25 protein-coding genes, 1 pseudogene and 1 riboswitch are annotated in these 26,465 nt (G+C 72.5%); of the genes and pseudogenes, 11 read left to right on the top strand and 15 right to left on the bottom strand.

The window, feature by feature from the left end:
• Nucleotides 1-205 precede the first annotated feature (205 nt).
• Nucleotides 206-2,329: a HelD family protein gene (locus R2S09_RS17205; RefSeq protein WP_399144014.1), complete on the top strand. Its 2,124-nt coding sequence runs from the start codon at nucleotides 206-208 to the stop codon at nucleotides 2,327-2,329.
• 25 nt (nucleotides 2,330-2,354) lie between these two features.
• On the opposite strand, the gene R2S09_RS17200 is transcribed toward R2S09_RS17205, so the two are convergent.
• On the bottom strand, nucleotides 2,355-3,074 hold the full coding sequence (locus tag R2S09_RS17200) for a copper homeostasis protein CutC (protein WP_316741881.1): 720 nt from the start codon (nucleotides 3,072-3,074) through the stop codon (nucleotides 2,355-2,357).
• A gap of 88 nt (nucleotides 3,075-3,162) precedes the next feature.
• Nucleotides 3,163-3,849 carry a maleylpyruvate isomerase family mycothiol-dependent enzyme gene (locus tag R2S09_RS17195; RefSeq protein WP_316741880.1) on the bottom strand — a complete coding sequence of 229 codons (687 nt, stop codon included), beginning with the start codon at nucleotides 3,847-3,849 and terminating at the stop codon, nucleotides 3,163-3,165.
• 241 nt (nucleotides 3,850-4,090) lie between these two features.
• Here R2S09_RS17195 and R2S09_RS17190 point away from each other — a divergent pair, with 241 nt between their 5' ends.
• Together R2S09_RS17190 and R2S09_RS17185 are read left to right on the top strand one after the other, a co-directional pair.
• On the top strand, nucleotides 4,091-4,744 hold the full coding sequence (locus R2S09_RS17190) for a hypothetical protein (RefSeq protein WP_316741879.1): 654 nt from the start codon (nucleotides 4,091-4,093) through the stop codon (nucleotides 4,742-4,744).
• 28 nt (nucleotides 4,745-4,772) lie between these two features.
• Nucleotides 4,773-5,840: a GNAT family N-acetyltransferase gene (locus tag R2S09_RS17185; RefSeq protein ID WP_316741878.1), complete on the top strand. Its 1,068-nt coding sequence runs from the start codon at nucleotides 4,773-4,775 to the stop codon at nucleotides 5,838-5,840.
• On the opposite strand, the gene R2S09_RS17180 is transcribed toward R2S09_RS17185, so the two are convergent.
• Together R2S09_RS17180 and R2S09_RS17175 are read right to left on the bottom strand one after the other, a co-directional pair.
• Entirely contained in the window at nucleotides 5,822-6,100 is a 279-nt protein-coding gene (locus R2S09_RS17180; RefSeq protein ID WP_306186695.1) for a DUF4031 domain-containing protein, read from the bottom strand. The two genes, R2S09_RS17185 and R2S09_RS17180, sit on opposite strands and share 19 nt — an antisense overlap.
• 37 nt (nucleotides 6,101-6,137) lie before the next feature.
• On the bottom strand, nucleotides 6,138-6,521 hold the full coding sequence (locus R2S09_RS17175; RefSeq protein ID WP_306186696.1) for a hypothetical protein: 384 nt from the start codon (nucleotides 6,519-6,521) through the stop codon (nucleotides 6,138-6,140).
• A 56-nt stretch (nucleotides 6,522-6,577) separates the two neighbouring features.
• Here R2S09_RS17175 and R2S09_RS17170 point away from each other — a divergent pair, with 56 nt between their 5' ends.
• From R2S09_RS17170 to R2S09_RS17160, 3 genes are all read left to right on the top strand, one after another.
• Nucleotides 6,578-7,525, top strand: coding sequence for a MurR/RpiR family transcriptional regulator (locus R2S09_RS17170; RefSeq protein ID WP_306186698.1), 948 nt, complete (start codon nucleotides 6,578-6,580; stop codon nucleotides 7,523-7,525).
• A gap of 157 nt (nucleotides 7,526-7,682) precedes the next feature.
• Entirely contained in the window at nucleotides 7,683-8,618 is a 936-nt protein-coding gene (gene murQ / locus R2S09_RS17165) for an N-acetylmuramic acid 6-phosphate etherase (RefSeq protein ID WP_316741877.1), read from the top strand.
• 83 nt (nucleotides 8,619-8,701) lie between these two features.
• The gene (locus tag R2S09_RS17160) at nucleotides 8,702-9,286 is read left to right on the top strand and encodes a hypothetical protein (protein ID WP_316741875.1); all 585 of its coding nucleotides are present in this window, start codon (nucleotides 8,702-8,704) and stop codon (nucleotides 9,284-9,286) included.
• 13 nt (nucleotides 9,287-9,299) lie between these two features.
• Here R2S09_RS17160 and R2S09_RS17155 read toward each other — a convergent pair.
• From R2S09_RS17155 to thrC, 6 genes and pseudogenes are all read right to left on the bottom strand, one after another.
• A pseudogene (locus R2S09_RS17155) lies at nucleotides 9,300-9,611 on the bottom strand (RNA-guided endonuclease InsQ/TnpB family protein); the annotation flags it as partial.
• Between the two features lie 230 nt (nucleotides 9,612-9,841).
• Nucleotides 9,842-10,984, bottom strand: a complete 1,143-nt coding sequence (locus tag R2S09_RS17150; RefSeq protein ID WP_316741873.1) for an NADH:flavin oxidoreductase — start codon at nucleotides 10,982-10,984, stop codon at nucleotides 9,842-9,844.
• A 227-nt stretch (nucleotides 10,985-11,211) separates the two neighbouring features.
• A complete protein-coding gene (groL, locus tag R2S09_RS17145; protein ID WP_306186705.1) occupies nucleotides 11,212-12,834 on the bottom strand; it encodes a chaperonin GroEL in 1,623 nt (540 codons plus the stop codon).
• A gap of 329 nt (nucleotides 12,835-13,163) precedes the next feature.
• The gene (locus tag R2S09_RS17140) at nucleotides 13,164-13,367 is read right to left on the bottom strand and encodes a cold-shock protein (protein ID WP_004986573.1); all 204 of its coding nucleotides are present in this window, start codon (nucleotides 13,365-13,367) and stop codon (nucleotides 13,164-13,166) included.
• Nucleotides 13,368-13,795: 428 nt separating this feature from the next.
• Nucleotides 13,796-14,071: a MoaD/ThiS family protein gene (locus R2S09_RS17135; RefSeq protein ID WP_030164968.1), complete on the bottom strand. Its 276-nt coding sequence runs from the start codon at nucleotides 14,069-14,071 to the stop codon at nucleotides 13,796-13,798.
• A gap of 176 nt (nucleotides 14,072-14,247) precedes the next feature.
• A complete protein-coding gene (gene thrC, locus R2S09_RS17130) occupies nucleotides 14,248-15,534 on the bottom strand; it encodes a threonine synthase (RefSeq protein WP_306186707.1) in 1,287 nt (428 codons plus the stop codon).
• A gap of 18 nt (nucleotides 15,535-15,552) precedes the next feature.
• Nucleotides 15,553-15,693: riboswitch (SAM riboswitch) on the bottom strand.
• A 201-nt stretch (nucleotides 15,694-15,894) separates the two neighbouring features.
• Here thrC and R2S09_RS17125 point away from each other — a divergent pair.
• The gene (locus tag R2S09_RS17125; RefSeq protein ID WP_306186836.1) at nucleotides 15,895-16,866 is read left to right on the top strand and encodes a glucosyl-3-phosphoglycerate synthase; all 972 of its coding nucleotides are present in this window, start codon (nucleotides 15,895-15,897) and stop codon (nucleotides 16,864-16,866) included.
• A gap of 27 nt (nucleotides 16,867-16,893) precedes the next feature.
• Here the strand turns inward: R2S09_RS17125 and R2S09_RS17120 are convergent, their stop codons facing one another.
• Complete coding sequence (locus R2S09_RS17120) at nucleotides 16,894-17,586, bottom strand: hypothetical protein (protein WP_316741870.1); 693 nt, start codon at nucleotides 17,584-17,586, stop codon at nucleotides 16,894-16,896.
• A gap of 172 nt (nucleotides 17,587-17,758) precedes the next feature.
• Between R2S09_RS17120 and R2S09_RS17115 the strand changes: the two genes are divergently transcribed.
• On the top strand, nucleotides 17,759-19,195 hold the full coding sequence (locus R2S09_RS17115; protein ID WP_316741868.1) for a trehalose-6-phosphate synthase: 1,437 nt from the start codon (nucleotides 17,759-17,761) through the stop codon (nucleotides 19,193-19,195).
• 197 nt (nucleotides 19,196-19,392) lie between these two features.
• On the opposite strand, the gene otsB is transcribed toward R2S09_RS17115, so the two are convergent.
• From otsB to R2S09_RS17100, 3 genes are all read right to left on the bottom strand, one after another.
• Nucleotides 19,393-20,265 (bottom strand): trehalose-phosphatase, encoded by an 873-nt coding sequence (gene otsB / locus R2S09_RS17110; protein ID WP_316741866.1) that lies wholly within the window; start codon nucleotides 20,263-20,265, stop codon nucleotides 19,393-19,395.
• Between the two features lie 36 nt (nucleotides 20,266-20,301).
• The gene (locus R2S09_RS17105; protein ID WP_306186713.1) at nucleotides 20,302-20,562 is read right to left on the bottom strand and encodes a DUF3263 domain-containing protein; all 261 of its coding nucleotides are present in this window, start codon (nucleotides 20,560-20,562) and stop codon (nucleotides 20,302-20,304) included.
• 308 nt (nucleotides 20,563-20,870) lie between these two features.
• On the bottom strand, nucleotides 20,871-22,121 hold the full coding sequence (locus R2S09_RS17100; RefSeq protein ID WP_316741864.1) for an extracellular solute-binding protein: 1,251 nt from the start codon (nucleotides 22,119-22,121) through the stop codon (nucleotides 20,871-20,873).
• 129 nt (nucleotides 22,122-22,250) lie between these two features.
• Here R2S09_RS17100 and R2S09_RS17095 point away from each other — a divergent pair, with 129 nt between their 5' ends.
• The 3 genes from R2S09_RS17095 (at nucleotide 22,251) to R2S09_RS17085 (ending at nucleotide 25,451) form a co-directional block, all read left to right on the top strand.
• Nucleotides 22,251-23,186 (top strand): ROK family protein, encoded by a 936-nt coding sequence (locus tag R2S09_RS17095; protein WP_316741862.1) that lies wholly within the window; start codon nucleotides 22,251-22,253, stop codon nucleotides 23,184-23,186.
• 7 nt (nucleotides 23,187-23,193) lie between these two features.
• The gene (gene nagA, locus R2S09_RS17090) at nucleotides 23,194-24,336 is read left to right on the top strand and encodes an N-acetylglucosamine-6-phosphate deacetylase (RefSeq protein ID WP_306186718.1); all 1,143 of its coding nucleotides are present in this window, start codon (nucleotides 23,194-23,196) and stop codon (nucleotides 24,334-24,336) included.
• Between the two features lie 185 nt (nucleotides 24,337-24,521).
• Nucleotides 24,522-25,451, top strand: coding sequence for a 1-phosphofructokinase family hexose kinase (locus R2S09_RS17085; RefSeq protein WP_316741860.1), 930 nt, complete (start codon nucleotides 24,522-24,524; stop codon nucleotides 25,449-25,451).
• A gap of 8 nt (nucleotides 25,452-25,459) precedes the next feature.
• Here R2S09_RS17085 and R2S09_RS17080 read toward each other — a convergent pair whose 3' ends face one another.
• A complete protein-coding gene (locus R2S09_RS17080) occupies nucleotides 25,460-26,446 on the bottom strand; it encodes a CBM35 domain-containing protein (protein WP_306186722.1) in 987 nt (328 codons plus the stop codon).
• Between the last annotated feature and the right edge of the window lie 19 nt (nucleotides 26,447-26,465).

Here is a 26,465-nt window from a genome sequence, read left to right as displayed (position 1 = left end):
CCTAGGGGGAGGGAGCGGAATCGACCGGGGCCGACGAAATCGGTTGGCATTCGCCGCCCCCGGCGACCTAGAATCCCCGCTCTTGCCCGCCTCCCCCCATGGAGCGCAGCCGACCGGACGGAAACCGGCCGGCAGATCCCGCAGCCGCACGGCACGGCCGTCCAGGCCCGGCCGCCTGTCCCGTAGGTCTTCCGGAGGCACCCCCTTGTCCACGCCCGCCGACCCCGCAGCGCACCCCGCCGAACCCCACACCGCCGCGCGCCCTGCCGACACCGGCGACCCCCTGGCCCGCGAGCGGTCCCACCTCTCCGCCTCCCGCGCCGCGCTGCGGGCCATGCGCGCGGACGTCGAGTCGCTCGACATCCGCGACGTCACCGCGAACTGGGTCAACGCCGAGGTCCTCGCCCACCAGATCGACGAGCGCATCAAGGCGCTGGCCGACCTCAGCGACACCCCGCTGTTCTTCGGCCGCCTCGACTACCTGCACGCGCCCGGCGCGGAACAGGCCGAGGGCGCCGGAGGAGAGCGCTTCTACATCGGACGGCGGCATGTGCACGACGCCGACGGCGACCCCATGGTCATCGACTGGCGCGCGCCGGTCTCCCAGCCGTTCTACCGCGCGTCGAAGAAGGACCCGATGGACGTCGCGCTGCGCCGCCGCTTCGGCTACACCGGCGGCGACCTCACCGCGTACGAGGACGAGCACCTGTCCGACCCGGCCGAGCCGGCTGAGCCGTCGGGGGCTGCCACCGCCGGCAAGCTGCTCCAGCAGGAGATCGAGCGTCCGCGCGTCGGCCCGATGCGCGACATCGTCGCGACCATCCAGCCCGAGCAGGACGAGATCGTACGGTCCGGGCTGGGCGGCACGGTCTGCGTGCAGGGCGGACCCGGCACCGGGAAGACCGCCGTCGGCCTGCACCGGGTCGCCTACCTCCTCTACGCCCACCGGGAGCGGCTGGCCCGCACCGGCACGCTCGTCATCGGCCCGAACAAGTCCTTCCTGCACTACATCGAGCAGGTGCTGCCCGCGCTCGGCGAGCTGACGGTGCGGCAGGCCACCGTCGACGACCTGGTCGCCCATGTGGAGCTGCGGGGCACGGACGACGCGCCGGCCGCGATCGTCAAGGGCGACGCGCGCATGGCTCAGGTACTGCGCAGGGCCGTGTACGCACACGTCACGATGCCCACCGAGCCGGTCGTGGTGGTGCGCGGCTCGCGCCGCTGGCGGGTCCCGGCGTACGAACTGGAGGAACTCGTCCGCGAGTTGCTGGATCGGGGCATCCGCTACGGCGCGGCCCGCGAGGCCCTGCCGCAGCGGATCGCGCACGCGGTGCTGGTGCAGATGGAGCGGGCGGGCGAGGCACCGGACGACCGGGTGCAGGACGCGGTCGCCCGCAACGCGGCGGTGAAGGCGGCCGTCAAGGCGGTCTGGCCGGCCGTCGACCCCGCCAAGCTGGTGCTGAGGCTGCTGACGGACGCGGACTTCCTCGCCGCGCACGCCGAGGGGATCCTCACCGAGGAGGAGCAGAAGACGATCCTGTGGGCCGGGCCCGTACGGTCGGTGAGGTCGGCGAAGTGGTCGGCGGCCGACGCCGTCCTGATCGACGAGGCCGCCGATCTCGTCGAGCGCACCCACTCCCTCGGCCATGTGGTCCTCGACGAGGCGCAGGACCTGTCCCCCATGCAGTACCGGGCGGTCGGCCGGCGCTGCAGCACCGGTTCCGCGACCGTCCTGGGGGACCTGGCGCAGGGCACGACGCCGTGGGCGACCCGCACCTGGGAGGAGGCGCTGGCGCACCTCGGCAAGGCCGAGGGGGTCGTCGAGGAGCTGACGGCCGGTTTCCGCGTGCCGACGGACGTCATCACCTACGCCTCCCGGCTGCTGCCGGACATCGCGCCCGGCCTGACCCCGGTGGCGTCGGTCCGTGAGAACCCCGGCTTCTTCGAGATCCGTCCCACCGGGGCGGACGCGGCCGGTGACGCCGACGTGGTCGCCGCCTGCGAGGAACTGCTGCGCAACGAGGGCTCGATCGGCCTGATCGCCGCCGACGCCCGCGTCCCGGCCCTCGCAAAGGCGCTGACGGCGGCCGGACTGACGTATCTGTCCCCCGGCGAGGAGACGACGGCCGAGACCCGTCTCACCCTGGTCCCGGCCTCGCTCGCCAAGGGCCTGGAGTACGACTACGTGGTCCTGGACGAGCCGCGGGCCGTGGTCGACGGCGAACCCGACGAACGCACCGGCCTGCGCCGCCTGTACGTGGCCCTGACCCGAGCGGTCTCGGGCCTGATCGTCACCCACAAGGCGGCGCTCCCGCCCCAGCTGGCCTGAGCGGGAGGCGCCGGCACGGGCCCGCTCAGACGGCGGACCCCACGGTCTCCGCGTCCAGCACGGTGCGCCACTGCGCGACCGCGCCGACCGATACCGGGCCCGCCCAGCCGTCCGGGCGGGCCGCGCCGCCGATGTGGAAGGCGTCGATACCGGCGGCCCGCAGAGCGGGCACGTGGTCCAGGCGCAGACCGCCGCCCACCATGATCCGCTGCTCGTAGCCGGGCTGCCCGCCGCGCGCCGCCTCCGCGACCAGGGTGGGCAGGCCGTCGTCCACACCGCCGGCCGCGCCCGCGGTCAGGTACGTGTCGAGACCGGGCAGCCCGTCCAGCTGCTTGCGCAGCGCATCGCGGTCGGCGGCCCGGTCGATGGCCCGGTGGAAGGTCCAGGGGCAGCCGTCCAGTGCTGCGACCACCCGCTCCACAGCCCCCCGATCCACCGCACCGTCCGCGTCGAGGAACCCGAGCACGAACTCCTCGGCCCCGGCCGCCCGGAGCTCCCCCACGACCCCGGCCAGCCTGTCCACGCCCCCGGCACCACCCGCGGCGAACCCGTCCGCGAGCCGCACCATCACACGCAGCGAGATGTCGACGGCGGCGCGGATCCCGGCGACGGTCTCGAGCGACGGAGTGAGCCCGTCGGCCGCCATGTCGGTGACCAGCTCGAGGCGGTCCGCGCCTCCGGCCTGGGCGGCGACCGCGTCCTCGACATCGAGGGCGATCACCTCCAGGACTGCACGCATGCTCATAGGAACCCTTTCCTCGGTTTCCCCTGGGGCTGACAGGTCTAGTCCAATATCAGGGTACGCCGGATGGGGTCCACGGCCGACAACCGCCTCACCCGAAGATGTTCAGCTCCACCCCCTCCGCGCCCGCGAGCTCGTACCCCGCACCGTCCCCCGCCCGCGGTAGCGGCCGGCCCGCGTAGAGCCGTACGAGGGTGGCGGCGTCGCCGATGTACCGCGCCGGCGTGCGCACACCGCTCACGTCGCCCAGCCGCAGCGGCTCGTCCATGTCGTCCAGGTCGGCGTGGAGCGGCAGGTGCGCCTTCTCCCGGGTGACCCGGACGAGCAGCGGAAGGGCGTACGACAGCCCCGCGCCGGCGTACGCCCCCGGCGCGCCGAGGGTGTCGCGCACGTCACCGGCGTGGACCCACTCGCCCAGCGCGACCATGTCGAGCACCCCGCCGGCCTCGGCGATCACCGGGCCCGCCTCGGTCATCCCGCGTTCCAGCTCGTCCACCACCCGCGCGTTCGTCCAGTCGGCCCGCTCGGCGATGTCCCGCTGGTTGGACTCGGGGGAGAACACCCCCTTCTCGAACCGGCTCTCCACCACCCTCATCAGCGCGGCGGAACAGTGCGCGAGCACGTCCCGCACCGTCCACCCCGGACACGCGGCGGTCGGCAGCGCGAAGTCCGCCTCCGGCCGCGCCCGCAGCAGCGGGATCAACGCGTCCCGCTCCATGGTCAGCAGCCGCCCGGGCAGCTCGGGGTCCCGTACCTCATGCAGATCGGCAGAAGTCATGCCGTCCAAGCTAGGGCCTTTCGTTTGGATCAGGCCGGATCAGGGAGCGGGGTCTGGTGATGGGGGTACCTCCCACGCCGTTCAGGCAGTGGGGGAGGATCGCAAGGCGGAGGAGGGCGTCACGGCGGAGCCATGGCAACCGACGACAACGCGGCGAGGCGCGGTGCCAGGGCCCGCGAGCCCGGCATGATCCAAACGAAAGGCCCTAGGGTCCCGGCCCCCGCGACGGGAGAATGAGCCCATGGCCGATCACGCCGATCTCGACGCGCTGCGCTCCCGCTGGACCCGTGCCCTGGAGGGTGCCCGGGGGTCCGGCGGGGGCCCGGACCCGGTGCCGTACGCCGACAACCTGCTCGCCCGCTGGCAGGAGCCGCAGCGGCACTACCACACGCTCACCCATCTGACCGCCGTCCTGGAGCACGTGGACGTACTGGCGGAGTACGCCGCCGACCCGGACGTGGTCCGGCTGGCGGCGTGGTTCCACGACGCCGTCTACCTGCCGGAGCGCTCCGAGAACGAGGAGCGCTCCGCCCGCCTCGCCGAGCGCGCGCTCCCGGAGGCCGGGGTGCCGGAGGCGAAGACCGCCGAGGTGGCCCGGCTGGTCCGTCTCACCGTCACCCACGACCCGGCCGACGACGACGCGGACGGCCAGGTCCTGTGCGACGCCGACCTGGCGGTCCTGGCCTCGGCCCCGTCCGGGTACGCCGCCTACGCCGCCGCCGTCCGCGAGGAGTACCACTTCGTCCCCAATGACGCCTTCCGTGAAGGCCGGGCCGCCGTCCTGCGCCAGCTCCTGGCGCTCCCCCATCTGTTCCGCACCCCGTACGCGCAGCGGCACTGGGAGGCGACGGCCCGCTACAACATCACCTCGGAACTGGAAATGCTGTCGCTCTGAGGCCGTCTTCGCACCTACTCTGCGCCCTATGCGGGCATGGGGCGGGGAACAGGTGGAGCAGGCCGTCGCGGGCGCCGTGGCGCTGCTGCGGACGGTGACGGACCGGGACTGGGAAGGGGTGCGGGCCGGACGGCTGGAGTGGAGCTGCCGGCAGACCGCCGAGCACGTGGCGAGCGATCTGATCGCCTACGCCGGGCAGCTGGCGGGCCGCGCCCGGAGCGCGTACGTCCCCTTCGAGATCACCCTCGACGAGGGCACCGACAACGCGGGCGCCCTGGATGTGATCGAGGCGACCGGCGCCCTGCTGGCCGCCGCCGTCCGCACCACTCCGCGGGACGTCCGGGCCTTCCACCCGTACCCCTTCCGCAGTGCGGACCGCGAGGGTTTCGCCGCGATGGGCGTCGCGGAGGTGCTGCTGCACACGCACGACATGGCACAGGGGCTGGGACTGGACCACGAGCCGTCCGCCGAGCTGTGCGAGGACGTGCTGACCCGGCTCTTCCCGCACGTCCGGCCGGGCCCGGCCGCTTGGCCGACCCTGCTGTGGGCCACCGGCCGCGGCGAGCTGCCCGGCCGGGCGCCGGTCACCGAGTGGCGGTGGAGCAATCCCCTTGTGATTCCCGCCGAGCGGCTCACCCTTCAGGGTGTCACCCCCGCCGCCGCCCGTGATCTCGACCAAGGCGGGGACGGCGGGTTCGCGTGGGTCGGCGGCGGGCCCTACGAGGGCACGCGGGCGGCCGCCGGGATGGTGGTGAAGGCCTACGAGAGCGGGGAGCACCGGCCCGAGTGGGGGATGTTCGTGCTGGTACGGCGGGAGGACGGGGGCGCCGTCGGTGCGATGGGCTTCCACGGGCCGCCCGACGGGGAGGGGCGGGCGGAGGTCGGGTACGACCTCACCGAGCCGGCCCGCGGCCACGGCTACGCCACCGAGGCGCTGCGCGCGCTGTCGGCGTGGGCCCTGGCGCGGGACGACGTACGGCGGCTGTACGCGCGGATCGACCGGGACAACGCCCCCTCCCAGCAGGTGGTCGCCCGGGCCGGTTTCGTCCAGGTGGGTGACGAAGGGGAGCAGCTCGCCTACGAACTGCCGCGCTGAGGGCGGTGCTTGGGGCGGCGCAGGCCGGAGGCGTGCAGCAGCCGCACCACCTCGCGGCTGCTGACCTCCACCGCGCCGGCCGCGACCGCGTCGGCGTAGCGGTGGGAGGGCAGGTCGTAGTGGTCGCGTTCGAAGGCGCGGCGGGCCACGCCCAACCGCTCGGCGAAGGCGTGCAGTTCCTCGTAGGAGACGTCGCTGACCAGGTGCGACCACATGCGGCCGTGGCCGGGCCAGGTGGGTGGGTCGATGTAGAGGGTCATGCCGGCGCCGTCCTGGTGAGGGCGGTTCGCTCGGCCCTCACGACAGGGGTTCCCCGCCCGCCGCCGCCCCCAGCGCTCCCACCGGCGCCACCTTCACGCCCGCCTTCGAGCACACCCAGTGCGGATCGGGTCCGAGCTCCGGCTCCACGTCCAGCGCGTGCGGGTCGCCGTGGCCGCAGACGGGGCACAGCGGCCAGCGGCCGTAGCGCTCCAGAAGGGCGTCCTGCACGTCCTGTGCGACCAGCCCCGCCACATACCGCGCGCCGTCCGGCCACTGCTCCACCCACCAGCGGCGCTGGGTGACGGAGTCCTCCACGAGCGAGACCACGTCCGCATCGGCGACCTCGCCCGCGATCAGGTCGGCCAGGATCAGGGCGCGGGCGGCGTGCAGGGCTTGCTCCAGGGGGCTGATGGGCTGCATGCCTCCATTGTGCGCACTCTTGACCACATGTCCGTTCGGAAAATATCTTTCATGGTGTGACCCAGGACGTGAAGGAAATTTTCGCACCCTCGGGCGGCCCGGCGATCGGCACACCCCCCGCGCCCGCCGCCCTCGCGGCCAAGGTTCGCACGCTCGCGCCCTCCATGACACGCTCCATGCAGCGCGTCGCCGAGGCCGTGGCGCACGACCCGGCCGGCTGCGCGGCCCTCACGGTCACCGGCCTCGCCGAACTCACCGGCACCAGCGAGGCGACCGTCGTGCGCACCGCCCGGCTGCTCGGCTACCCCGGCTACCGCGACCTGCGCCTCGCCCTCGCGGGCCTCGCCGCCCAGCAGCAGTCCGGCCGCGCGCCCGCCATCACGACCGACATCGCGGTGGACGACCCCATCGCCGACGTCGTCGCCAAACTCGCCTACGAGGAGCAGCAGACCCTCGCCGACACCGCCGCCGGCCTGGACACCGTCCAACTCGGCGCGGCCGTCGCCGCCCTGGCCGCCGCCCGCCGCACGGACGTCTACGGGATAGGGGCCTCCGGCCTGGTCGCCCAGGACCTCACCCAGAAGCTGCTGCGGATAGGGCTGATCGCCCACGCGCCCAGCGACCCGCACCTCGCCGTCACCAACGCCGTGCAGCTGCGCGCCGGCGACATGGCGATCGCGATCACCCATTCGGGTTCCACCGGAGACGTGATCGAGCCGCTGCGGGTCGCCTTCGAGCGCGGCGCGACCACCGTCGCCATCACCGGCCGCCCCGACGCGCCCGTCACGCAGTACGCCGACCACGTCCTGACCACGTCCACCTCCCGCGAGAGCGAGCTGCGCCCGGCGGCGATGTCCTCCCGCACCAGCCAACTACTGGTGGTTGACTGCCTGTTCGTGGGGGTCGCCCAGCGTACGTACGAGACGGCGGCACCGGCCCTGGCGGCGTCGTACGAGGCGCTGGCCCACCGGCACAGCCCGCGCGGCGGCAACCAGCGTTCGTAGCCGCCGGCAGGACGGTGTCCGCCGGAAGGACCGCGTCCGCCGGAAGGACGGCGTCCGCGGCAGGACGGCGTCCCGAGCCGGCGAGGACGACCGGCACCGCCCGCCGGCCGTACCGCATCGCCCCAAGCCCTGAGAGTTCCGGAGAGAGCCGCCCTTCATGACCTCCACGCCCCACTACCGTGAGCTGCGCGCCGAGTTGGAGTCGCTGACGACCGAGGCGTTCCGCCCCGAGCTGGCCGAGATCGACCGGCTGCCCACGCTCGAGATCGCGCGGCTGATGAACGCCGAGGACGCCGCCGTGCCGGCCGCGGTGGCCGAGCGGCTGCCCGAGATCGCCGCCGCGATCGACGCGGTCGCCGAGCGGATGGCACGTGGCGGGCGGCTGATCTACGCGGGCGCGGGTACGGCGGGGCGGCTCGGGGTGCTGGACGCCTCGGAGTGCCCGCCCACGTTCAACACCGAGCCGTCCAAGGTCGTGGGGCTGATCGCGGGCGGCCCGGAGGCGATGGTGACCTCCGTCGAGGGCGCGGAGGACTCGCGGGAACTGGCCGTGAGGGCGCTCGACGCCCTCGGCCTGACCGCGGACGACACGGTCGTCGGCGTCTCTGCCTCCGGCCGCACCCCCTACGCCCTCGGCGCGGTCCAGCACGCCCGTGGTCGCGGGGCCCTGACGATCGGGCTGGCCTGCAACGCGGACAGCGCGCTGGCCGCCGCCGCCGAGCACGGCATCGAGATCGTCGCCGGCCCGGAACTGCTCACCGGCTCGACCCGGCTGAAGGCCGGCACGGCCCAGAAGCTGGTGCTCAACATGCTCTCGACGATCACGATGATCCGGCTGGGCAAGACGTACGGGAACCTGATGGTCGACGTACGTGCCTCCAACGACAAGCTGCGCGCCCGCTCCCGCCGGATCGTGGCCCTCGCCACGGGCGCGGCGGACGAGGAGATCGAGCGGGCGCTCGCGGCCACGGACGGCGAGGTGAAGAACGCGATCCTCACCCTGCTGTCCGGCGTCGACGCCGAGACGGCCGCCCGCCTCCTGGAGGCCTCGGCGGGCCACCTGCGCGCGGCCCTGGACCAGGCCCGCGCCTGACAGCGGGGGGGCGATCGAGGGTCTGTGCCAGGCGCCGCGAGCCCGGCGCGATCGACGAGGCACCCCCTACGCTGGGGGGCACGATGAATCACGCCCAGCTCACCGCCCTCGGCCGGGCTCTCCGTCTTCTCGGCGAGCACGGCGAGGCGCTCACCGCCGACACGCCCGACGTCAAGCTGCACGAGGTCAGGGGCGACCTCAGGCGCGCCCTCGACCTGCTGGAGGAGAGCGTCACCGGCGCGGCCCCCGCCACCCGGTGCCCCGAGCACCCGAACGGTCCCGTGGACGACAGCGCGCCCGATCGCTGTCTGCTCTGCGAGACCCGGCGGCGCGTCGCCCGCCGCACGGACCTGTACGGCCCGTCATACGGCCACCCGGCCGGCGAACCGCCCGCCTCCTCCCCCGCTCCCTCCCGCTACGGCAGGCGTGAGGAACGGCCGCAGCCCCAGCAGCGGTGGCTGCCGGAGCTGTGGAACGGGCGGGATTGGCAACTGTGCGGCACCCCGCGCCGGGACCGGCGCGAGGCCGAGCAGTTCATCGCGGCCGAGCGGCGCGGGCCGCGCGCCGCGATCGCCTACCGGCTGGTGCACGAGTTCACCGACTACGAGGTCGTACGCGTCTGGGGAACCCCCGCACGGGTCGACATCGAGCCGCTGGGCGGCATATAGCCACCCGTGGGGGCCGACTTTTGTAGCGCGGGTACTTGGCCCGCTTGGCGAAGAAGTTCCCGAACGCCGCCTGGAGATGGCGCAGCGCCTGCTGGAGTGGGACCGAGGACACCCCGGCCAAGAAGGCCAGCTCCTCGGTCTTCTTCCACTGCGTCAGCGCGGCCGACGACTGCACGTAGGAGACACGGCGCTGCTCGCCGTACCAGGCCCGGGTGCGTTCCTCCAGCGCTTTGTTGTACACGAGGCGGACGCAGCCGAACGTGCGGGACAGCTCGGCTGTCTGCTCGTCCGTGGGGTAGAAGCGGTACTTGAAAGCCCGCTTGATCTGCCGTGGCCCATCTCACATGCTATCAGTTTCCGTGTGAGCGAACTGTGCCGACCGGTGGCCGGTGGACACCGGTCCGCCCCGGCGGCCAACCGGCATTCCCTGCCCTGCTCCGCACGAGCCTCGTCTCCTCCGGCCGCCCCGTGCCCAACAAGAACGCCGGCGTCTCCCCGCGAGTGCGTAGCACGGGGAGACGCCGGCCTCGTGCGACCGCCGTCGGGCGACGGCGCTCAGCTCAGCGTTTTCACCGCCTCGGCGTCGTACGGCGTGAGCTCGTCGAAGCGGTCGCCCAGGACCTTCGCCGCCCACTCCGGGTCCTGGAGCAGCGCGCGGCCCACGGCCACCAGGTCGAACTCGTCGCGCTCCAGGCGGTCCAGCAGGTTGTCCAGGCTGCCGAGCGCGGCGCCCTCGCCCTGGAACGCCTTGATGAAGTCGCCGTCCAGGCCGACCGAGCCCACGGTGATGACCTGCTTGCCCGTCAGCTTCTTCGTCCAGCCCGCCAGGTTGAGGTCGGATCCCTCGAACTCGGGGAGCCAGTAGCGGCGGGTGGAGGCGTGGAAGACGTCCACACCGGCCGCCGCGAGCGGGGTCAGGACGGCCTCCAGCTCCTCGGGCGTCTCGGCGAGACGGGCGTCGTAGGCCTCCTGCTTCCACTGCGAGTACCGGAAGATGACCGGGAACTCGGGCGAGACGGCCGCGCGGACCGCCGCCACGATCTCCGCCGCGAACTTCGTCCGCGCCACCGGGTCGCCGCCGTAGGCGTCCGTACGGCGGTTGGTGCCCGCCCACAGGAACTGGTCCAGCAGATAGCCGTGGGCGCCGTGCAGCTCCACGCCGTCGAAGCCGATGCGCTCCGCGGCGGCCGCCGCCTCCGCGAACGCGGCGATGACGTCGTCCAGGTCCTGCCGGGTCATGGCCTTGCCGATGGCCTCGGACTCGCCGATGCGCAGCCCGGAGGGGCCGACCGGCGGCGCGTCCGCGAACGGCGGCCGGCCCGGCTTGCGGACCATGCCGATGTGCCACAGCTGCGGCACGATCGTGCCGCCCGCCGCGTGCACGGCCTCGGCGACCCTCGCCCAGCCCGCCAGCTGCTCCTCGCCGTGGAACCGCGGCACCCGGCTGCTCTCCCCGGCCGACTCGTGCCCGACGTACGTGCCCTCGGTGACGATCAGGCCCACTCCGGCCGCCGCGCGGCGGGCGTAGTACGACGACACGTCCTCACCCGGAATGCCGCCCGGGGAGAACATGCGGGTCATCGGGGCCATCACGATCCGGTTGGGAACGGTCAGGCCGTTCAGCGTGACGGGACGGGAAAGGATCGAGGCCGCGCGGGAGGCGGACCCGCGGGCCGATCCGGAGGCGGTGACGGTCATAGAGGCTCCTGGGCGGAACGGAGGGAACGGATACCGAATGGTATGTGCACGCGCATGGACTACGTCCACCGGTGCCAACCGTGCCGTCCGCCACACCATTTCCACCGCCCCCCGCGGTGTGGCCCAGAACACGCCCGAGGGCGGCACCCCCTGCTTCCAGGGAGTGCCGCCCTCGGTACGAGAGGACGGATCCGATCCTCGAAGGTCCCGCGAGGGACCCCGGTGGATCAGAAGTCCATGTCACCGCCCGGCATGCCGCCGCCGGCCGGCGCGGCGGCCTTCTCCGGCTTGTCGGCGATGACGGCCTCGGTGGTCAGGAACAGCGCGGCGATGGAGGCGGCGTTCTGCAGCGCGGAACGGGTCACCTTCGCCGGGTCGATGATGCCTTCCTTGACCAGGTCGACGTACTCGCCGGTCGCGGCGTTCAGGCCGTGGCCCGGGGTCAGGTTGCGCACCTTCTCCACCACGACGCCGCCCTCGAGGCCGGCGTTGACGGCGATCTGCTTCAGCGGGGCCTCCAGCGCGAGCTTCACGGCCTGGGCGCCGGTCGCCTCGTCACCCTCGAGCTCCAGCTTCTCGAAGACGTTGGTGGTCTGGAGCAGGGCCACGCCACCGCCGGCGACGATGCCCTCCTCGACGGCCGCCTTGGCGTTGCGGACGGCGTCCTCGATGCGGTGCTTGCGCTCCTTGAGCTCGACCTCGGTGGCGGCACCGGCCTTGATGACCGCGACACCGCCGGCGAGCTTCGCCAGGCGCTCCTGGAGCTTCTCGCGGTCGTAGTCGGAGTCGCTGTTCTCGATCTCGGCGCGGATCTGGTTCACGCGGCCGCCCACCTGCTCGGAGGAGCCGGCACCGTCGACGATGGTGGTCTCGTCCTTGGTGATGACGACCTTGCGGGCCTTGCCCAGCAGGTCGAGCGTGGCGTTCTCCAGCTTGAGGCCGACCTCCTCGGAGATGACCTCGCCGCCCGTGAGGATGGCGATGTCGCCGAGCATGGCCTTGCGGCGGTCGCCGAAGCCCGGGGCCTTGACGGCGACGGACTTGAAGGTGCCGCGGATCTTGTTGACGACCAGGGTCGACAGGGCCTCGCCCTCGACGTCCTCGGCGATGATCAGCAGCGGCTTGCCCGACTGCATGACCTTCTCCAGCAGCGGGAGCAGGTCCTTGACCGACGAGATCTTGGAGTTGGCGATGAGGATGTACGGGTCCTCGAGCGACGACTCCATGCGCTCCATGTCGGTGGCGAAGTAGGCGGAGATGTAGCCCTTGTCGAAGCGCATGCCCTCGGTGAGCTCGAGCTCCAGGCCGAAGGTCTGCGACTCCTCGACGGTGATGACGCCTTCCTTGCCGACCTTGTCCATGGCCTCGGCGATCAGCTCGCCGATCTGGGTGTCGGCGGCGGAGATGGAGGCGGTGGAGGCGATCTGCTCCTTGGTCTCGACCTCCTTGGCCTGGTCGAGCAGGGCGGCGGAGACGGCCTCGACGGCCTTCTCGATACCGCGCTTCAGGGCCATCGGGTTGGCCCCGGCGGCGACGTTGCGCAGGCCCTCCTTGACCAGGGCCTGGGCGAGGACGGTCGCGGTGGTCGTACCGTCACCGGCGACGTCGTCCGTCTTCTTGGCGACTTCCTTGACCAGCTCGGCGCCGATCTTCTCGTACGGGTCCTCGAGCTCGATCTCCTTGGCGATGGAGACACCGTCGTTGGTGATCGTGGGGGCGCCCCACTTCTTCTCGAGGACGACGTTGCGGCCCTTGGGGCCGAGGGTCACCTTGACGGCGTCCGCGAGCTGGTTCATGCCGCGCTCGAGGCCGCGCCGCGCCTCCTCGTCGAACGCGATGATCTTGGCCATGTGAAGTGGTCCCTCCAGGACTGGGGGTGATTCCTTCGGACCGCGCCCGCGCCCGCGACGGACGGCTCGCCGGCCTCGTGGTTCCTTGCCCCACCCGGCCCGCGGGCCTCACCGACCCGGTCCTTCGCTGTCACTCTCACCTTCAGAGTGCTAACGCCAATGATTAGCACTCGACCCACCCGAGTGCAAGGCGCGCTCGCGAAGCGAGCCCCCTCGGGGGGCGACGGCCGGGGTGGCAGCGCGCGCGTGCGGCGACACGCCGAAGGGCCCGCCCCCCGGGTGGAGGAGCGGGCCCTTCGAAAGCTGATCGCTTGCGGTGGTCGCGCGAATCAGGCCGTGACGCGGACCATGTCCGCCTGCGGGCCCTTCTGGCCCTGCGAGATCTCGAACTCGACCCGCTGGCCCTCTTCCAGCGTGCGGTAGCCGTCCATCTGGATCGCGCTGTAGTGGACGAAGACGTCCGCACCACCGTCGACCGCGATGAAGCCGTACCCCTTCTCCGCGTTGAACCACTTGACGGTGCCCTGAGCCATGCCTAACTCCCCTATTACTGGCCCTTGCACAGATCCACACTTCGCGGACCCGGGTCAGACCTCACCCCCCGTGGACGGGGGCGTGCGCCGGAACGCGTCGACCGCGGCTGAATGTATCTGTCCAACTGCCGTCTGCAACAGGTCAATCGGACGAGAATTCTGGACGGACCGGGTCCGGAATATGACGAGAATTCATCTTGTTTCAGGGCAAGTCGGGCCCCACAAACAAGACAAATGCCGCGAAAAACTCGCACACTTTGGCTACTTCTTATCGGCGTGCGGCAGGAATCCAGGGCTTCCCGATTCATGGATCAGGGGCGCGTTCCCCAACTGTACCGCGCTCAATCACGCAGAACGGCCCCCTCCGCTTCTCTTACGGAAGGGGCCGTTCCGTGAACAATCGGTAATCGAGTTACTCAGGGTAATGATCAGCCGCCGGCGACCGCGGGGATGATCGACACGCCCGCGCCGTCCGGGGTGGCGGTCTCCAGGCCCTGCTCGAAGCGGACGTCGTCGTCGTTGACGTAGACGTTGACGAAGCGGCGCAGCTTGCCCTGGTCGTCCAGGACGCGCGCGGCGATGCCCGTGTGGTTCTTCTCCAGGTCGGAGATGACCTCGGCGAGGGTCGCGCCCTCGGCGCTCACCTCGGCCTGCCCGCCGGTGTAGGTGCGCAGGATGGTGGGGATGCGAACGGTCACGCTCATGCGACTTGACCTCCAGTCACGATAAGACTACTTTGCGTGTCGGCCGCCGGGCTGGCGGTTTCGGCCTGTGGAGCCGGCGTAGGACCTCGGCTCGGGTTCGTCCCGGGGGCGGCCGGCGGTGAAGCAGGAAGCCCAGTGGGCGACCACTGGACTCCTCGGGACTTCCGAGGAGGAGGTCAAGCGAGGCCGGCCTCTCGGAAGGAGTCCAGGTTCGGGCGGATGGTCGCGGTCAGGCCGGTGCCCGCGACCGCGTCCAGGGTCTTCAGGCCGTCGCCGGTGTTGAGGACGACGGTGGTCTTCGTCGGGTCGAGGGCGCCGCTGTCGATCAGCTTCCTCGTCACACCCACCGTCACGCCGCCCGCCGTCTCGGCGAAGATGCCCTCGGTGCGGGCGAGCAGCTTGATCGCGTCGACGACCTGCTCGTCCGTCACATCCTCCACCGCACCGCCCGTGCGGCGCGCGATGTCCAGCACGTACGGCCCGTCGGCCGGGTTGCCGATGGCCAGCGACTTGGCGATGGTGTTCGGCTTCTGCGGGCGTACGACGTCGTGCCCGGCCTTGAAGGCCGTGGACACCGGCGAGCAGCCCTCGGCCTGAGCGCCGAAGATCTTGTACGGCTTGTCCTCGACCAGACCCAGCTTGATCAGCTCCTGGAGGCCCTTGTCGACCTTGGTGAGCTGGGAGCCGGAGGCGATCGGCACGACGATCTGGTCGGGCAGCCGCCAGCCGAGCTGCTCGCAGACCTCGTACGCCAGCGTCTTGGAGCCCTCGGCGTAGTACGGCCGCAGGTTGACGTTGACGAAGCCCCAGCCCTCACCGGCCGGGTCGCCGATCAGCTCGGAGCAGAAGCGGTTCACGTCGTCGTAGTTGCCCTCGATGCCGACGAGGTCGCCGCCGTAGATCGCGGCCATGACGACCTTGCCCTGCTCCAGGTCGTGCGGGATGAACACGCAGGAGCGGAGGCCGGCACGGGCGGCGGCGGCGCCGACGGCGCCGGCCAGGTTGCCGGTGGAGGAGCAGGACAGGGTGGTGAAGCCGAAGGCGCGGGCGGCCTCCAGGGCCTGGGCGACCACGCGGTCCTTGAAGGAGTGCGTGGGGTTGCCGGAGTCGTCCTTCACGTACAGCCCGCCGGTGACGCCGAGTTCGCGGGCCAGGTTGTCGGCCTTGACGAGCTTGGTCCAACCGGGGTTGAGGTTCGGCTTGCTCGCCACGTCCGAGGGGACGGGCAGCAGCGGGGCGTAGCGCCAGATGTTCGCGGGGCCCGCCTCGATCCTCTTGCGCAGCTCCTCGGTGTCGTAGGCCGAGAAGTCGTAGGCGATCTCCAGCGGGCCGAAACACTCCTCGCATGCGAAGACCGGGCCGAGGGGGACGCGGTGACCGCACTCGCGACAGCTCAGTGCCGCGGCGGGGCCGAGGTCGACGGTGGATCCGGAGGTGCTGCTTGCAACTGTCTGCACAGCCATGTGAGGCGAGGCCCTTTCTCCTCATCTTCCTCACGACGCATCTCGCCGTGAGACGGAATTGGCACCTTCCCTGGCCTGGCGCCTCGCGGAGACGAGTTCGGCTCAGGGGGGTTGCCGGGGCTTCATCGGGCCGTGTCCCTCTGCCCCTCTGGATGAGCGGTATTCGGTTGTGAGTCGCGGGTGATGACCCCCGGCATGCGATGGTCATCCGCGTTGTTCAAGACTGTAACCGACGGCCAGGACAGTGGGAGAGAGTCGTCCGAACCGCGAGACGGATCACACGAAGATGTGATCCACGCCGCGATCCGGGCACTGCCGGTCCTGGCGAGCGAGCCGAGCAGGAGTGAGGAGCCGTCCACCGTGCTGGAAGAAGTCGAGCGCTGGCTGAGGACACGCTCCTGGTCCGTGACCGATCGCCCGCTCCACACGCTCCTGGCCGCCAAACGCGCGACCGGTTCCTCCATCAGTGTGGTGCTGCCCGCGCTGAACGAGGAGGAGACGGTCGGCGACATCGTCGCCGCGATCCGCCGGGACCTGGTGGTGCGGGCGCCGCTCGTCGACGAGGTCGTCGTCGTCGACTCCGGCTCCACCGACCGCACCGCCGAGCGGGCCGCCGCCGCGGGCGCCCGGGTCGTGCACCGCGACGGGATACTCCCCCGCATCCCGGCGGTCCCCGGCAAGGGCGAGGTGCTGTGGCGCTCCCTGCTGGTCACCCGCGGGGACGTCGTCTGTTTCGTCGACGCCGACCTGCGGGAGTTCTCCTCCGACTTCGTCACCGGGATCGTGGGCCCGCTGCTCACCGACCCGGACGTGCACCTGGTCAAGGCGATGTACGACCGCCCGCTGACCGTGCCCGGCGGCGACGCCGGCGGCACGACGGCGGCCGGGCAGGGCGGCCGGGTCACCGAGCTGATGGCCCGGCCGCTGCTGAACATGCACTGGCCGCAGCTGGCCGGCTTCGTGCAGCCGCTCGGCGGCGAGTACGCCGCCCGCCGCTCGCTGCTCGAACAGCTGCCGTTCCCCGTCGGCTACGGCGTCGAGCTGGGCATGCTGGTCGACGCGCTGCACCTGGTGGGCCTGGACGCCCTCGCGCAGGTCGACGTGGGGGTGCGCAGACACCGGCACCAGGACGGGCAGGCGCTCGGCCGGATGGCCGCCGCGATCTACCGCACCGCCCAGCTGCGCCTGGCCCGCGGCCATCTGATCCGCCCCGCCCTCACCCAGTTCGAGCGCGGCGAGGACGGCTTCGAGCCGCGCACGTACTCGGTGGACACCGAGGAGCGCCCGCCGATGAACGAGATCGCGGAGTACGCCACCCGGAAGGTGGCCTGAGCGCGGGCTCGCCCGGGGTTCCGGGCGTCAGCCGGCCGCACCGTCCGACCAGCGCCAGCGGCCGGCCGCGTCCTGCTCGCAGGTCAGGTACTCGCCGCCCTTGCCGTAGGTGCTCATGCCGTGGTGACGCTGGGCGCAGAACTGGCCGTCGGCGTAGCAGTTGCCGGCCGGGCTGGTGATCGCGCAGGCCGTGTTGCCGCCGCTTCCGCCGCCGCTGATGCTTCCGCCGCCGCTGCTTCCGCTGCTGCCGTCGGCGGTGGAGCCGGCCTGCGTGGGGGCCGGGGTGTGCAACAGCCGGCCGGCGCAGTCTCGGCCGTCGCGGGCCAGGGTGAACGTCACGCCGTCGGCGCGGGTGCGCTGGTCGCAGACCTTCTCGTCCGATCCCCAGGAGGAGGCCCGGCGACCGGTGCCCTGGAGCTGGACGGCGTAGCCGACGCCGCTCGCCTTGGCGGCGGCGATGGCCGTGCCGATGCGGGCGCCGGTGTAGTCGCGCAGCGTGGCGGCCGGCGTCGGGGTGGGGGTCGGCGTGGGCGTGGGGCTCGCGGGTTCGGTGCTCGCCGGCTCCTCGGGCTGCTGCGGTCCGGTGGCCGCGGTCGCCGGAGCCGGACGCGCCGCCTTCGGCGCCCCGGAGTCGCCGTCGCCGCAGCCGGCCAGCGCCAGCGCGCCGGCCACGAGCAGCACCGCCGTGCCGGCGAACCGGCGCACGCGTATGAGACGCACGAACCCCACCCCCCACGGACCGTCCGGCATACCGCTCGGACGGAGATCACCCGGATACACCGCACATCCTCATGTCCATCACAGGTTTCTCACAAGTCGTCGGCGGCGGGATCCGTGCCGAGTGGTCCCCGCGCACGTTTGAGCGTTCGAGGGGCGGGCTAGGTTGAGGACCATGGCTGCAACGCACGGTGCCGAGGTGCTGGTCGCGTCCAATCGCGGCCCGGTTTCGTACGCGATCCGCGAGGACGGCTCGCTCCATGCCCGACGCGGAGGCGGAGGGCTGGTGTCCGGGCTGTCCGCGATCGGGCCGGACGCGGGCGCGGTGTGGGTGTGCGCCGCGCTGAGCGACGCCGACCGGGAGGCCGTACGCCGCTACGAGGGCGAACGCCGGCTGCCGTCGGAGGCGACCGGCGGGCAGCGGGTGCGGATGCTGGACATCGACCCGAAGGTGTTCTCCGACGCGTACAACGGCATCGCCAACTCGGTGCTGTGGTTCGTCCATCACATGCTGTACCAGACGCCGCTGGAGCCCGTCTTCGACCGGGAGTTCCGGCGCCGGTGGGCGTCCTACGAGGCCTACAACCGGGCCTTCGCCGAGGCGCTGGCGGAGGAGGCGGCCGAGGGCGCGGCCGTGGTGGTGCAGGACTACCACCTGACCCTGGTGCCGGGGATGCTGCGCGACTTCCGGCCGGATGTGCGCATCGGGCACTTCTCGCACACGCCGTGGGCGCCGGTGGACTACTTCCGGATGCTGCCCGACGACATCGCCGGGCAGGTGCTGCGCGGGATGCTGGGCGCCGACCGGCTGGGCTTCCTCACCCGGCGGTGGGCGGACGCGTTCACCGGGTGTTGCGAGGCGCTCGTGGGCGGGCTCGGGGGCACCCGTGTCGGGGTGCACGGGCTGGGCGCGGACGCCGAGTTCCTGCGGGAGCGCTCGCACCGCGCGGACGTCTTCGAGTGGATGGCGGCGCTGCGCGAGGAGATCGGCGCGGCCCCGGACGGCGGCCCGCGCCGGACGATCGTCCGGGTGGACCGTACGGAGCTGTCGAAGAACATCGTGCGGGGCCTGCTGGCGTACCGGCAGCTGCTGGAGGACCGCCCCGAGTGGCGCGAACGGGTGGTGCATCTCGCGTTCGCCTACCCCTCGCGGCAGGACCTCGCCGTGTACCGGCACTACACGGCGGAGGTGCGGCGGCTCGCGGACGAGATCAACGAGCGGTACGGGACCGCCGGGTGGCGGCCGGTCGTGCTGCACGTCGAGGACGACTTCGCGCGGTCGCTGGCGGCGTACCGGATCGCGGACGTGGCGCTGGTCAATCCGATCCGGGACGGGATGAACCTGGTCGCCAAGGAGGTGCCGGTCGTCTCCGACTCCGGGTGTGCGCTGGTGCTGTCGCGGGAGGCGGGGGCGTACGAGGAGCTGGGGGAGGACGCGGTGGGGGTGAATCCGTTCGACGTGGTGGGGACGGCGGGTGCGCTGCACGAGGCGTTGAGCATGGCGGGGGCGGAGCGGGCGGAGCGGACGAAGCGGTTGGCCGCGGCGGCAACTGCGTTGCCGCCGGCTCAGTGGTTTCTGGATCAGCTGCGGGAGTTGGATCAGCTGGGGTAGGTGGGGGTGCGCTTGCCCCGCGGGGGGGGTGCCTCCCCCAGAGGGGGTACCCCCAGCGCCCACCCGTGCCGCCCTGCGGCACGACTGCCCGCAGGCTGGCGGCACGACTGCCCGCAGGGGTACGTGGCCCAGCTGCCCGCAGGGCCACGTGGCGCGGCTGTCCGCAGGCCGCGGATTCGCACGGCTGCCCGCGGGTTTCACAGCCGCGCTGCCAGTGTCCTCAGTAGTGCCACCACGCCTGCCGGGCCCTCCACCACCAGGTCCGCTCGGTCCGAGAGTTCCGTGACCTCTGTGCTGCCGCTGCACACCAGCACGCCCGGTACGCCGTCGGAGCGGAGGTTCTCGATCGCGGCGAAGGCGGGGAGGTCGCCGAGGTCGTCGCCGGCGTAGAGGACCGAGGTGGCGCCCAGGCCGCGGACGTAGTCCGACAGTGCCACGCCCTTGTCCATGCCCGGCGGGCGCAGTTCGAGGACCATGCGGCCCGGTTCGACGATCAGGCCGTGGCGGGCGGCCAGCTCCGTCAGGGGCTCGCAGAGCAGGTCGTACGCGGCCTGGGGATCGTCCGCGCGGCGGGTGTGGACCGCCAGGGAGCGGCCCTTCTCCTCGATCCAGGTGCCGCGCCAGGCGCCGATCCGGTCGAGGAAGCCCGGCAGCTCGGCGCGGACGGCGGCCACGCCGGGGTGCGGGGCCGGTGCGGTGAGGGTGCCCGTGGCGGCCTCCCAGCGTTCGGCGCCGTAGTGGCCGAGGACGACGAGGTGCTCCAGGCCGGGCACGCCCGCGAAGCCGCCGTAGCGGACCGCGACGCCGGCCGGGCGGCCGGTGACCACCGCGACGGCGGCCAGCTTCGGCGCGAGCGCGGCGAGCGCCGGCACCGCCTCCGGGTGCGCGCGGGCCTGGTCCGGGTCGGCCACGATCGGGGCGAGTGTGCCGTCGAAGTCGAGGGCGATCACCGCCTTCTCCGGGTGTGCGATCAGCGCGGCGAGTCCGTCGCACCCGGCGCGCGTGACGGGCGTCGGCAGGGAGGGGCCGGCGTTGGTCGGGTTCGTCTCGTGACTGTCCTGGCTGCCCATATGCCGAACCTATCCACCGCGGGCCGCGACCACTCCTCAGCGTTCGGACCGGCGCGCCTCCCGCACCCGGCGCAGCCGGTTCACCGTCACCGGGTCGTGCGCCAGGGCGCGGGTGTCGTCGAGGAGGGCGTTGAGGAGCTGGTAGTAGCGAACGGGTGACAGGCCCAGCTCCTCGCGTATGGCGCGCTCCTTCGCGCCGGGGCCGGCGAAGCCGCGGCGCTCCAGGGCGAGGATGTCCCGTTCCCTGCGGTCCAGGCTGCTCGCCCGCGCCTCCCGCTCGTCGCCCACGTCGTCCATAGGTGCACCGTAGCCCCCGCGACCGACAACGACGCCCGCCCCGGCGGTCCCGCGAGACGCCCCCCTAGGCCCTGTCGTCAAGTTCCCGCCTGCCCCGCGACGCCGTGCACGCTCCCCCACTGCCTTGACGGCGTGGGAGGTGCCCCCACGCGCCGCACCGGGCCCGGACGCGAGTACATCCAGTACGAGGGTCAGGGCCCGGCACTCCCCCGGCCTTCGGCCGGGGGACCCCCAGAGCACGCACCTGACGCCGCGAGGCCGCCCCGCGGGCGGACGACGGGAATTCGACGACAGGACCTAGCCCAGACCTAGCCCGCGCTCTCCGCGCTCTCCGCCTCCGATGCCTTTTCCTGGAGCCGGTTCAGGACCGCGGTGGGGTCGCCCCCGGGGCTCACTGTCCGGCCGATCTGCTTCTTGATGTCCGCGCTGATCCCGGCCCAGGACGTCTTGCCGACCGGGTAGAGCTGGGCGAGCGGCAGCTCCTCCAGGAACGGCCAGAGGTCCTTGTCCTGCTCCGCGGCGGCCATCGCGTCGGAGGCGGAGGTGGTGACGGGCAGCAGGTCGTACTCGCGGGAGAAGTCGAGGACGTTCTTCTCACTGTAGACGAAGTCGAGGAAGTCGCCGATCCGGTCCTTGTGGCCGTTCTTCTTGAAGGCCATCATCCAGTCGGTGACGCCCATGGTGGACTTGGGCGTGCCGCTGCGGCCGGGCATCGGCACCATGCCGAACTTCACGCCCTTCTCGGCGGCCTGCTGCATCAGCGTGGGGTGGCCGTTGAGCATGCCGACGTCACCCTTGGCGAAGGCGGCGAAGGCGTCGGCGCGGTTGAGCTTGCCGGGGGCGACGGGGCCGGTCAGGCCCTTGCCGACCAGCTCGTCCTTGAGCCAGGTGAAGGTCTCGGTGTTCTGCGGGGAGTTGATGGTGTAGGTGCCGATGTCGTCGGTGTAGCCGGAGCCGCCGCTCAGCAGCCACATCATCGTCTCCGCCTGCGCCTCCTCGGGCCCCAGCGGCAGCGCGTAGGGGTACTCCACGCCCTTGGCCTTCAGCGCCTCGGCGTCGGCGGCGAGCTGGTCCCAGTTCTTGGGCGGGGTGAGGTGGGCCTGGTCGAAGAGGGTCTTGTTGTAGAAGAGCACCCGGGTGGAGGCCGCGAACGGGATGCCGTACTGCACGTGCCGCACCTGTCCGGCCTCGGAGAGCCGGCCGAGGAAGTCGGCCTGGACGGGTATGGAGAGCAGGTCGTCGGCCTTGTAGAGCAGCCCCCGGTCGGCGTAGTCGGCGTAGGCGCCGATCTGCGCCATGTCCGGCGGGTCGCCGGCGTCGACCATCTCCTTGACCTTGCGGTCGACGTCCGTCCAGGAGTACACGCTGACCTGGACCTTCACGCCGGGGTGCCGGGACTCGTAGTCCGCGGCCAGCCGCTCCCAGTACTTCTGGGAGGTGTTGGCCGCCGAGTCGCCGTAGTCGGCCGCGACCAGCTTCAGAGTCACGTCGGAGGAGCCGGTGCTCCCGCAGCCGCCGAGGACCGTCGTCATGCCCAGTGCGGACACCACCGCGATCATTCCTGTCCTACGCCGCTGCACTGCTGGTTCAGCCTCAAATCGTTCTCGTGTTCACCATGCGGACACGATAGGTCTACACCACGTGAGTGGACTAGACCTCTTGCGGGTCGACGGGCCACACTGTCCCCTGTGAGACACGTCATCGCTCTCGATGTGGGCGGCACCGGGATGAAGGCCGCGCTGGTCGGCGCGGACGGCGGCCTCCTCCACCAGGCACGCCGCCCGACCGGCCGGGAGCGCGGGCCCGACGCCGTCGTCGAGGGCATCCTCGGCTTCGCCGCCGAGCTGCGCGCATACGGCGCCGAGCGCTTCGGCGAGCCCGCGGCGGCCGCCGGCGTCGCCGTGCCCGGCATCGTCGACGAGGAGCGCGGCATCGCCGCCTTCGCCGCCAACCTCGGCTGGCGCGACGTACCGCTGCGCGACCTGCTCGCCGAGCGGCTCGGCGCCCCGGTCGCGCTCGGCCACGACGTGCGCACCGGCGGGCTCGCCGAGGGCCGGATCGGCACGGGCAAGGGCGCCGACCGGTTCTTCTTCGTGCCGCTGGGCACCGGTATCGCGGGCGCCATCGGCATCGACGGCCGGGTGGAGGCGGGTGCGCACGGCTTCGCCGGCGAGATCGGCCACATCGTCGTACGGCCCGGGGGCACCCCGTGCCCGTGCGGTCAGCGCGGCTGCCTGGAGCGGTTCGCGTCCGCCTCCGCGGTCAGCCAGGCCTGGGCCGAGGCGTGCGGGGACCCGGACGCGGACGCGGCGGACTGCGCCAAGGCCGTCTCGTCCGGGGACCCGCGTGCCCAGGCGGTCTGGCAGGAGGCGGTGGACGCGCTCGCCGACGGGCTGGTCACCGCGCTGACCCTGCTGGACCCGGGCACGCTGATCATCGGCGGCGGGCTCGCCGAAGCGGGGGAAACCCTGTTCGCACCGCTGCGGGAGGCCGTCCGGCGGCGGGTCACCTTCCAGAAACTGCCGTCGATCGTCCCCGCGGCCCTGGGGGACACCGCCGGATGCCTGGGCGCGGGGCTCCTCGCCTGGGATCTCCTCAACGCTTCTACGACTTCCCGGAGGTAGCCAGCTGATGGCCCCTAGCAAGGTTCTCACCGGAGCCCGGGTGGTACTGCCCACCGGGATCGCGGACGGCGGCCGTGTGATCGTCGACGGCACGCGGATCGCCGACAGGGCCCCCGCGGACGCCGAGACCCTCGACGTCACCGGGCACTGGCTGGTCCCCGGCTTCGTCGACATCCACAACCACGGCGGTGGCGGGGCCTCCTTCTCCGGCTCGGCCGAGGACGCGCTGACCGCCGTGCACGCACACCGGCGCCACGGCACCACCACCGTCGTCGCCTCCACCGTCACCGACGACATGGGCGTCCTCGCCAAGCAGGCGGGACTGCTGTCGGAGCTGGCCGAGCAGGGCGAGATCGCGGGCATCCACTTCGAGGGGCCGTTCATCTCGCCGTGCCGCAAGGGCGCGCACTCCGAGGCGCTGCTGCGCCACCCGGACCCCGCCGAGGTGCGCAAGCTGATCGACGCGGCCCGCGGACACGCGAAGATGGTCACGCTCGCCACCGAACTGCCCGGCGGCATCGACTCCGTACGGCTGCTCGCCGAGCACGGCGTGATCGCGGCGATCGGGCACACGGACGCCACCTACGAGCAGACGCTGGAGGCGATCGACGCCGGGGCCACCGTCGCCACCCACTTGTTCAACGCGATGCCGACGCTCGGTCACCGCGCGCCCGGCCCGATCGCGGCGCTGCTGGAGGACGAGCGGGTCACGGTCGAGCTGATCAACGACGGGGTGCACCTGCACCAGGCCGCCCTGGAGCTGGCGTTCCACCACGCCGGCGCGGCCCGGGTCGCGTTCATCACCGACGCCATGGACGCCGCCGGCAGCGGTGACGGCCGCTACATGCTCGGCCCGCTGGAGGTCGAGGTCGCCGACGGTGTGGCACGGCTGGTGGAGGGCGGCTCGATCGCGGGTTCGACGCTCACCCTGGACCGGGCCTTCCGGCGCGCGGTGACGGTCGACCGGCTGCCGGTAGAGGACGTCGTACGGGCGCTGTCCGCCAACCCGGCCCGGCTGCTCGGGATGGACGACCGGGTGGGCTCCCTCGAACCCGGCAAGGACGCCGATCTGGTGCTGCTGGACGAGGACTTCGCGCTCAAGGGCGTGATGCGGCGCGGCGAATGGGTGGTCGATCCCCAACTGGGCTGATCCGTCCGGTCGTACGCCCCGGCCTTCGGACGCCGTCCGGCCGGCCGTCGGCCGGACGGCCGGTCCGGGGGCTGGGCGGTGCGCCTTCCGTTTGGCATGATCGAAGTCCCGGCGGACGTCCGGGACGTCATGACAGGCGTGCGTACGCCGTGACAGGCGCACCTACTCGGGGGAGGTCGGCCCACGTGATCCTCACGGTCACGCTGAACACCGCTCTCGACATCACCTATCGGGTGCCGTCCCTGAGACCCCACGTCTCCCACCGGGTGACGGAGGTGACCGAGCGGCCCGGCGGCAAGGGCGTCAACGTGGCCCGGGTGCTGGCCGCCCTCGGTCACGAGGTGACCGTCACCGGCTTCGCGGGCGGCACCACCGGGCGCGTGGTGCACGAGCGGCTCGCGGCGACGCCCGGTGTGGTGGACGCGCTGGTCCCGGTGTCCGGCGCGACCCGGCGCACGGTGGCGGTCGTGGACGAGCGCACCGGCGACACCACCCAGCTCAACGAGCCGGGCCCGGTCATCACCCCGGCCGAGTGGTCCGCCTTCCAGGACGTCTACGAGGATCTGCTCGGCTCGGTCTCGGCGGTCGCGCTGTGCGGCAGCCTGCCGCCCGGACTTCCGGTGGGCGCCTACGCCGGCCTGGTGCGCACCGCGCGCGCCGCGAACGTGCCCGTGCTGCTGGACACCGGCGGCGAGGCCCTGCGGCGCGGGGTGGCGGCACGCCCCGACATCATCAAGCCGAACGCCGACGAACTGGCCGAGCTCACCGGCGCCCACGAGCCGCTGCGCGCCACCCAGGACGCCCGCCGGCGCGGCGCCCGCACGGTGGTCGCCTCCCTGGGCGTCGACGGCCTCCTGGCGCGCACCCCGGAGGGCCTGTGGCGGGCCGCCCCGCCCGCCCGCGTCCACGGCAACCCGACCGGCGCCGGCGACTCGGCGGTGGCGGGCCTGCTCTCCGGCCTGGTGGAGCACCTGCCCTGGCCGGACCGCCTGGCCCGCGCGGTCGCCCTGTCCACGGCGACGGTCCTCGCCCCGGCGGCCGGCGAGTTCGACCGCACGGCCTACGCGGAGCTGCTGGAGCGGGTGGCGGTGACCGGGGAGGCCAGCGCGGCCTGAGGCTCGGCTCAGCTGCCGACCCATCCCTTCACCAGCCACAGCTGGTCGAGGTTGGCGTCACACTGGTTGCCCTGCTCGCACGAGATCTTGATGGTGTTGGTGCCCTTGTTGAGCTGGACGTAGTTGTACGTCTTCGTCCAGCCCTTCTCGTAGTCGCCTTCGGCGGCGTGGGCGTAGTTCTTCAGATTGACCGGCGTGCTGGCCACAGTGCCGTTGACGGTGAGGGTGGCGGTGCCGTCCTTCCCCGGGACGTCATAGCCGATGTACACCGAGTACTTGCCGTCCGCGGGAATGCCGTTGACGGTCCAGGTGACCGAGGCCCCGACGTTGTTGAAGTTCGTCACGTAGACGCCGCCGTCGGCCTGGGCGCCCTTGACGGTGGAGGCGGTGGTGGCGCCGCCGCCCAGCAGCAGGGCCTTGGCGTCGATCTTCGGCAGCTCGCCGTCGGCCGCCACGCTGCTGCTGGCGGACGGGGCCGGCTGGGAGCTCTGGGTGGCCGCGGGGGTGGTGCCGCCGGCCTTGTTGCCGCCCTTGTCGTCGCCCTTGTCACCGATCATGGCCACGCTGATGCCGATGACCACCGCCGCGACCACCGCGACGGCGCCGATCAGCAGGCCCTTGGTGTTCGGGCCCCGGCGGCCGGTGCCGCCGCCCTGAGCGGGCCGGCGGCCGCTGGGCGGCGCGCCGCCGGGAAGGGTCTCGGGAGCGGCGTAGTGAGCGCTCGGCTGGCCGTACGCGCCCTGCTGCTGACCGTAGCCCTGCTGGCCCTGCTGGCCCTGTTGCTGCGGGACCTGGCCGTAGGGCGCCGTGGGGGTCTGCTGGCCGACCTGCTGGCCGTACTGACGCTGACCGACGGCGCGCACCCGGTTGACCGAGTTCGGGTAGCCGTAACCGCCGGACGGCGGCTGGGCTCCGTTGGCCTGACCGTCGGCGTACAGGTAGCCGAACGGGTCGTCGTCCTCGGGCGTGCTCGCGCCGTTGTTGCCGGGCGTCATCCCTTGGTACTCCTCAACA

This window comes from Streptomyces sp. MK7, from assembly GCF_032658145.1.
GTDB lineage: Bacteria > Actinomycetota > Actinomycetes > Streptomycetales > Streptomycetaceae > Streptomyces > Streptomyces spiralis.
Note: the sequence above shows the minus strand (reverse complement) of the source record. Positions and strands in the feature narration are given on the sequence as shown.

What these genes read in the sequence shown, in the direction of transcription:
- R2S09_RS17200 (WP_316741881.1), bottom strand. Translation starts at nt 3,074, where the DNA reads ATGAGCATGCGTGCAGTCCTGGAGGTGATCGCCCTCGATGTCGAGGAC.
- R2S09_RS17195 (WP_316741880.1), bottom strand. Translation starts at nt 3,849, where the DNA reads ATGACTTCTGCCGATCTGCATGAGGTACGGGACCCCGAGCTGCCCGGG.
- R2S09_RS17190 (WP_316741879.1), top strand. Translation starts at nt 4,091, where the DNA reads ATGGCCGATCACGCCGATCTCGACGCGCTGCGCTCCCGCTGGACCCGT.
- R2S09_RS17185 (WP_316741878.1), top strand. Translation starts at nt 4,773, where the DNA reads ATGCGGGCATGGGGCGGGGAACAGGTGGAGCAGGCCGTCGCGGGCGCC.
- R2S09_RS17180 (WP_306186695.1), bottom strand. Translation starts at nt 6,100, where the DNA reads ATGACCCTCTACATCGACCCACCCACCTGGCCCGGCCACGGCCGCATG.
- R2S09_RS17175 (WP_306186696.1), bottom strand. Translation starts at nt 6,521, where the DNA reads ATGCAGCCCATCAGCCCCCTGGAGCAAGCCCTGCACGCCGCCCGCGCC.
- murQ (WP_316741877.1), top strand. Translation starts at nt 7,683, where the DNA reads ATGACCTCCACGCCCCACTACCGTGAGCTGCGCGCCGAGTTGGAGTCG.
- R2S09_RS17160 (WP_316741875.1), top strand. Translation starts at nt 8,702, where the DNA reads ATGAATCACGCCCAGCTCACCGCCCTCGGCCGGGCTCTCCGTCTTCTC.
- R2S09_RS17150 (WP_316741873.1), bottom strand. Translation starts at nt 10,984, where the DNA reads ATGACCGTCACCGCCTCCGGATCGGCCCGCGGGTCCGCCTCCCGCGCG.
- groL (WP_306186705.1), bottom strand. Translation starts at nt 12,834, where the DNA reads ATGGCCAAGATCATCGCGTTCGACGAGGAGGCGCGGCGCGGCCTCGAG.
- R2S09_RS17140 (WP_004986573.1), bottom strand. Translation starts at nt 13,367, where the DNA reads ATGGCTCAGGGCACCGTCAAGTGGTTCAACGCGGAGAAGGGGTACGGC.
- R2S09_RS17135 (WP_030164968.1), bottom strand. Translation starts at nt 14,071, where the DNA reads ATGAGCGTGACCGTTCGCATCCCCACCATCCTGCGCACCTACACCGGC.
- thrC (WP_306186707.1), bottom strand. Translation starts at nt 15,534, where the DNA reads ATGGCTGTGCAGACAGTTGCAAGCAGCACCTCCGGATCCACCGTCGAC.
- R2S09_RS17115 (WP_316741868.1), top strand. Translation starts at nt 17,759, where the DNA reads ATGGCTGCAACGCACGGTGCCGAGGTGCTGGTCGCGTCCAATCGCGGC.
- otsB (WP_316741866.1), bottom strand. Translation starts at nt 20,265, where the DNA reads ATGGGCAGCCAGGACAGTCACGAGACGAACCCGACCAACGCCGGCCCC.
- R2S09_RS17105 (WP_306186713.1), bottom strand. Translation starts at nt 20,562, where the DNA reads ATGGACGACGTGGGCGACGAGCGGGAGGCGCGGGCGAGCAGCCTGGAC.
- R2S09_RS17100 (WP_316741864.1), bottom strand. Translation starts at nt 22,121, where the DNA reads ATGATCGCGGTGGTGTCCGCACTGGGCATGACGACGGTCCTCGGCGGC.
- nagA (WP_306186718.1), top strand. Translation starts at nt 23,194, where the DNA reads ATGGCCCCTAGCAAGGTTCTCACCGGAGCCCGGGTGGTACTGCCCACC.
- R2S09_RS17080 (WP_306186722.1), bottom strand. Translation starts at nt 26,446, where the DNA reads ATGACGCCCGGCAACAACGGCGCGAGCACGCCCGAGGACGACGACCCG.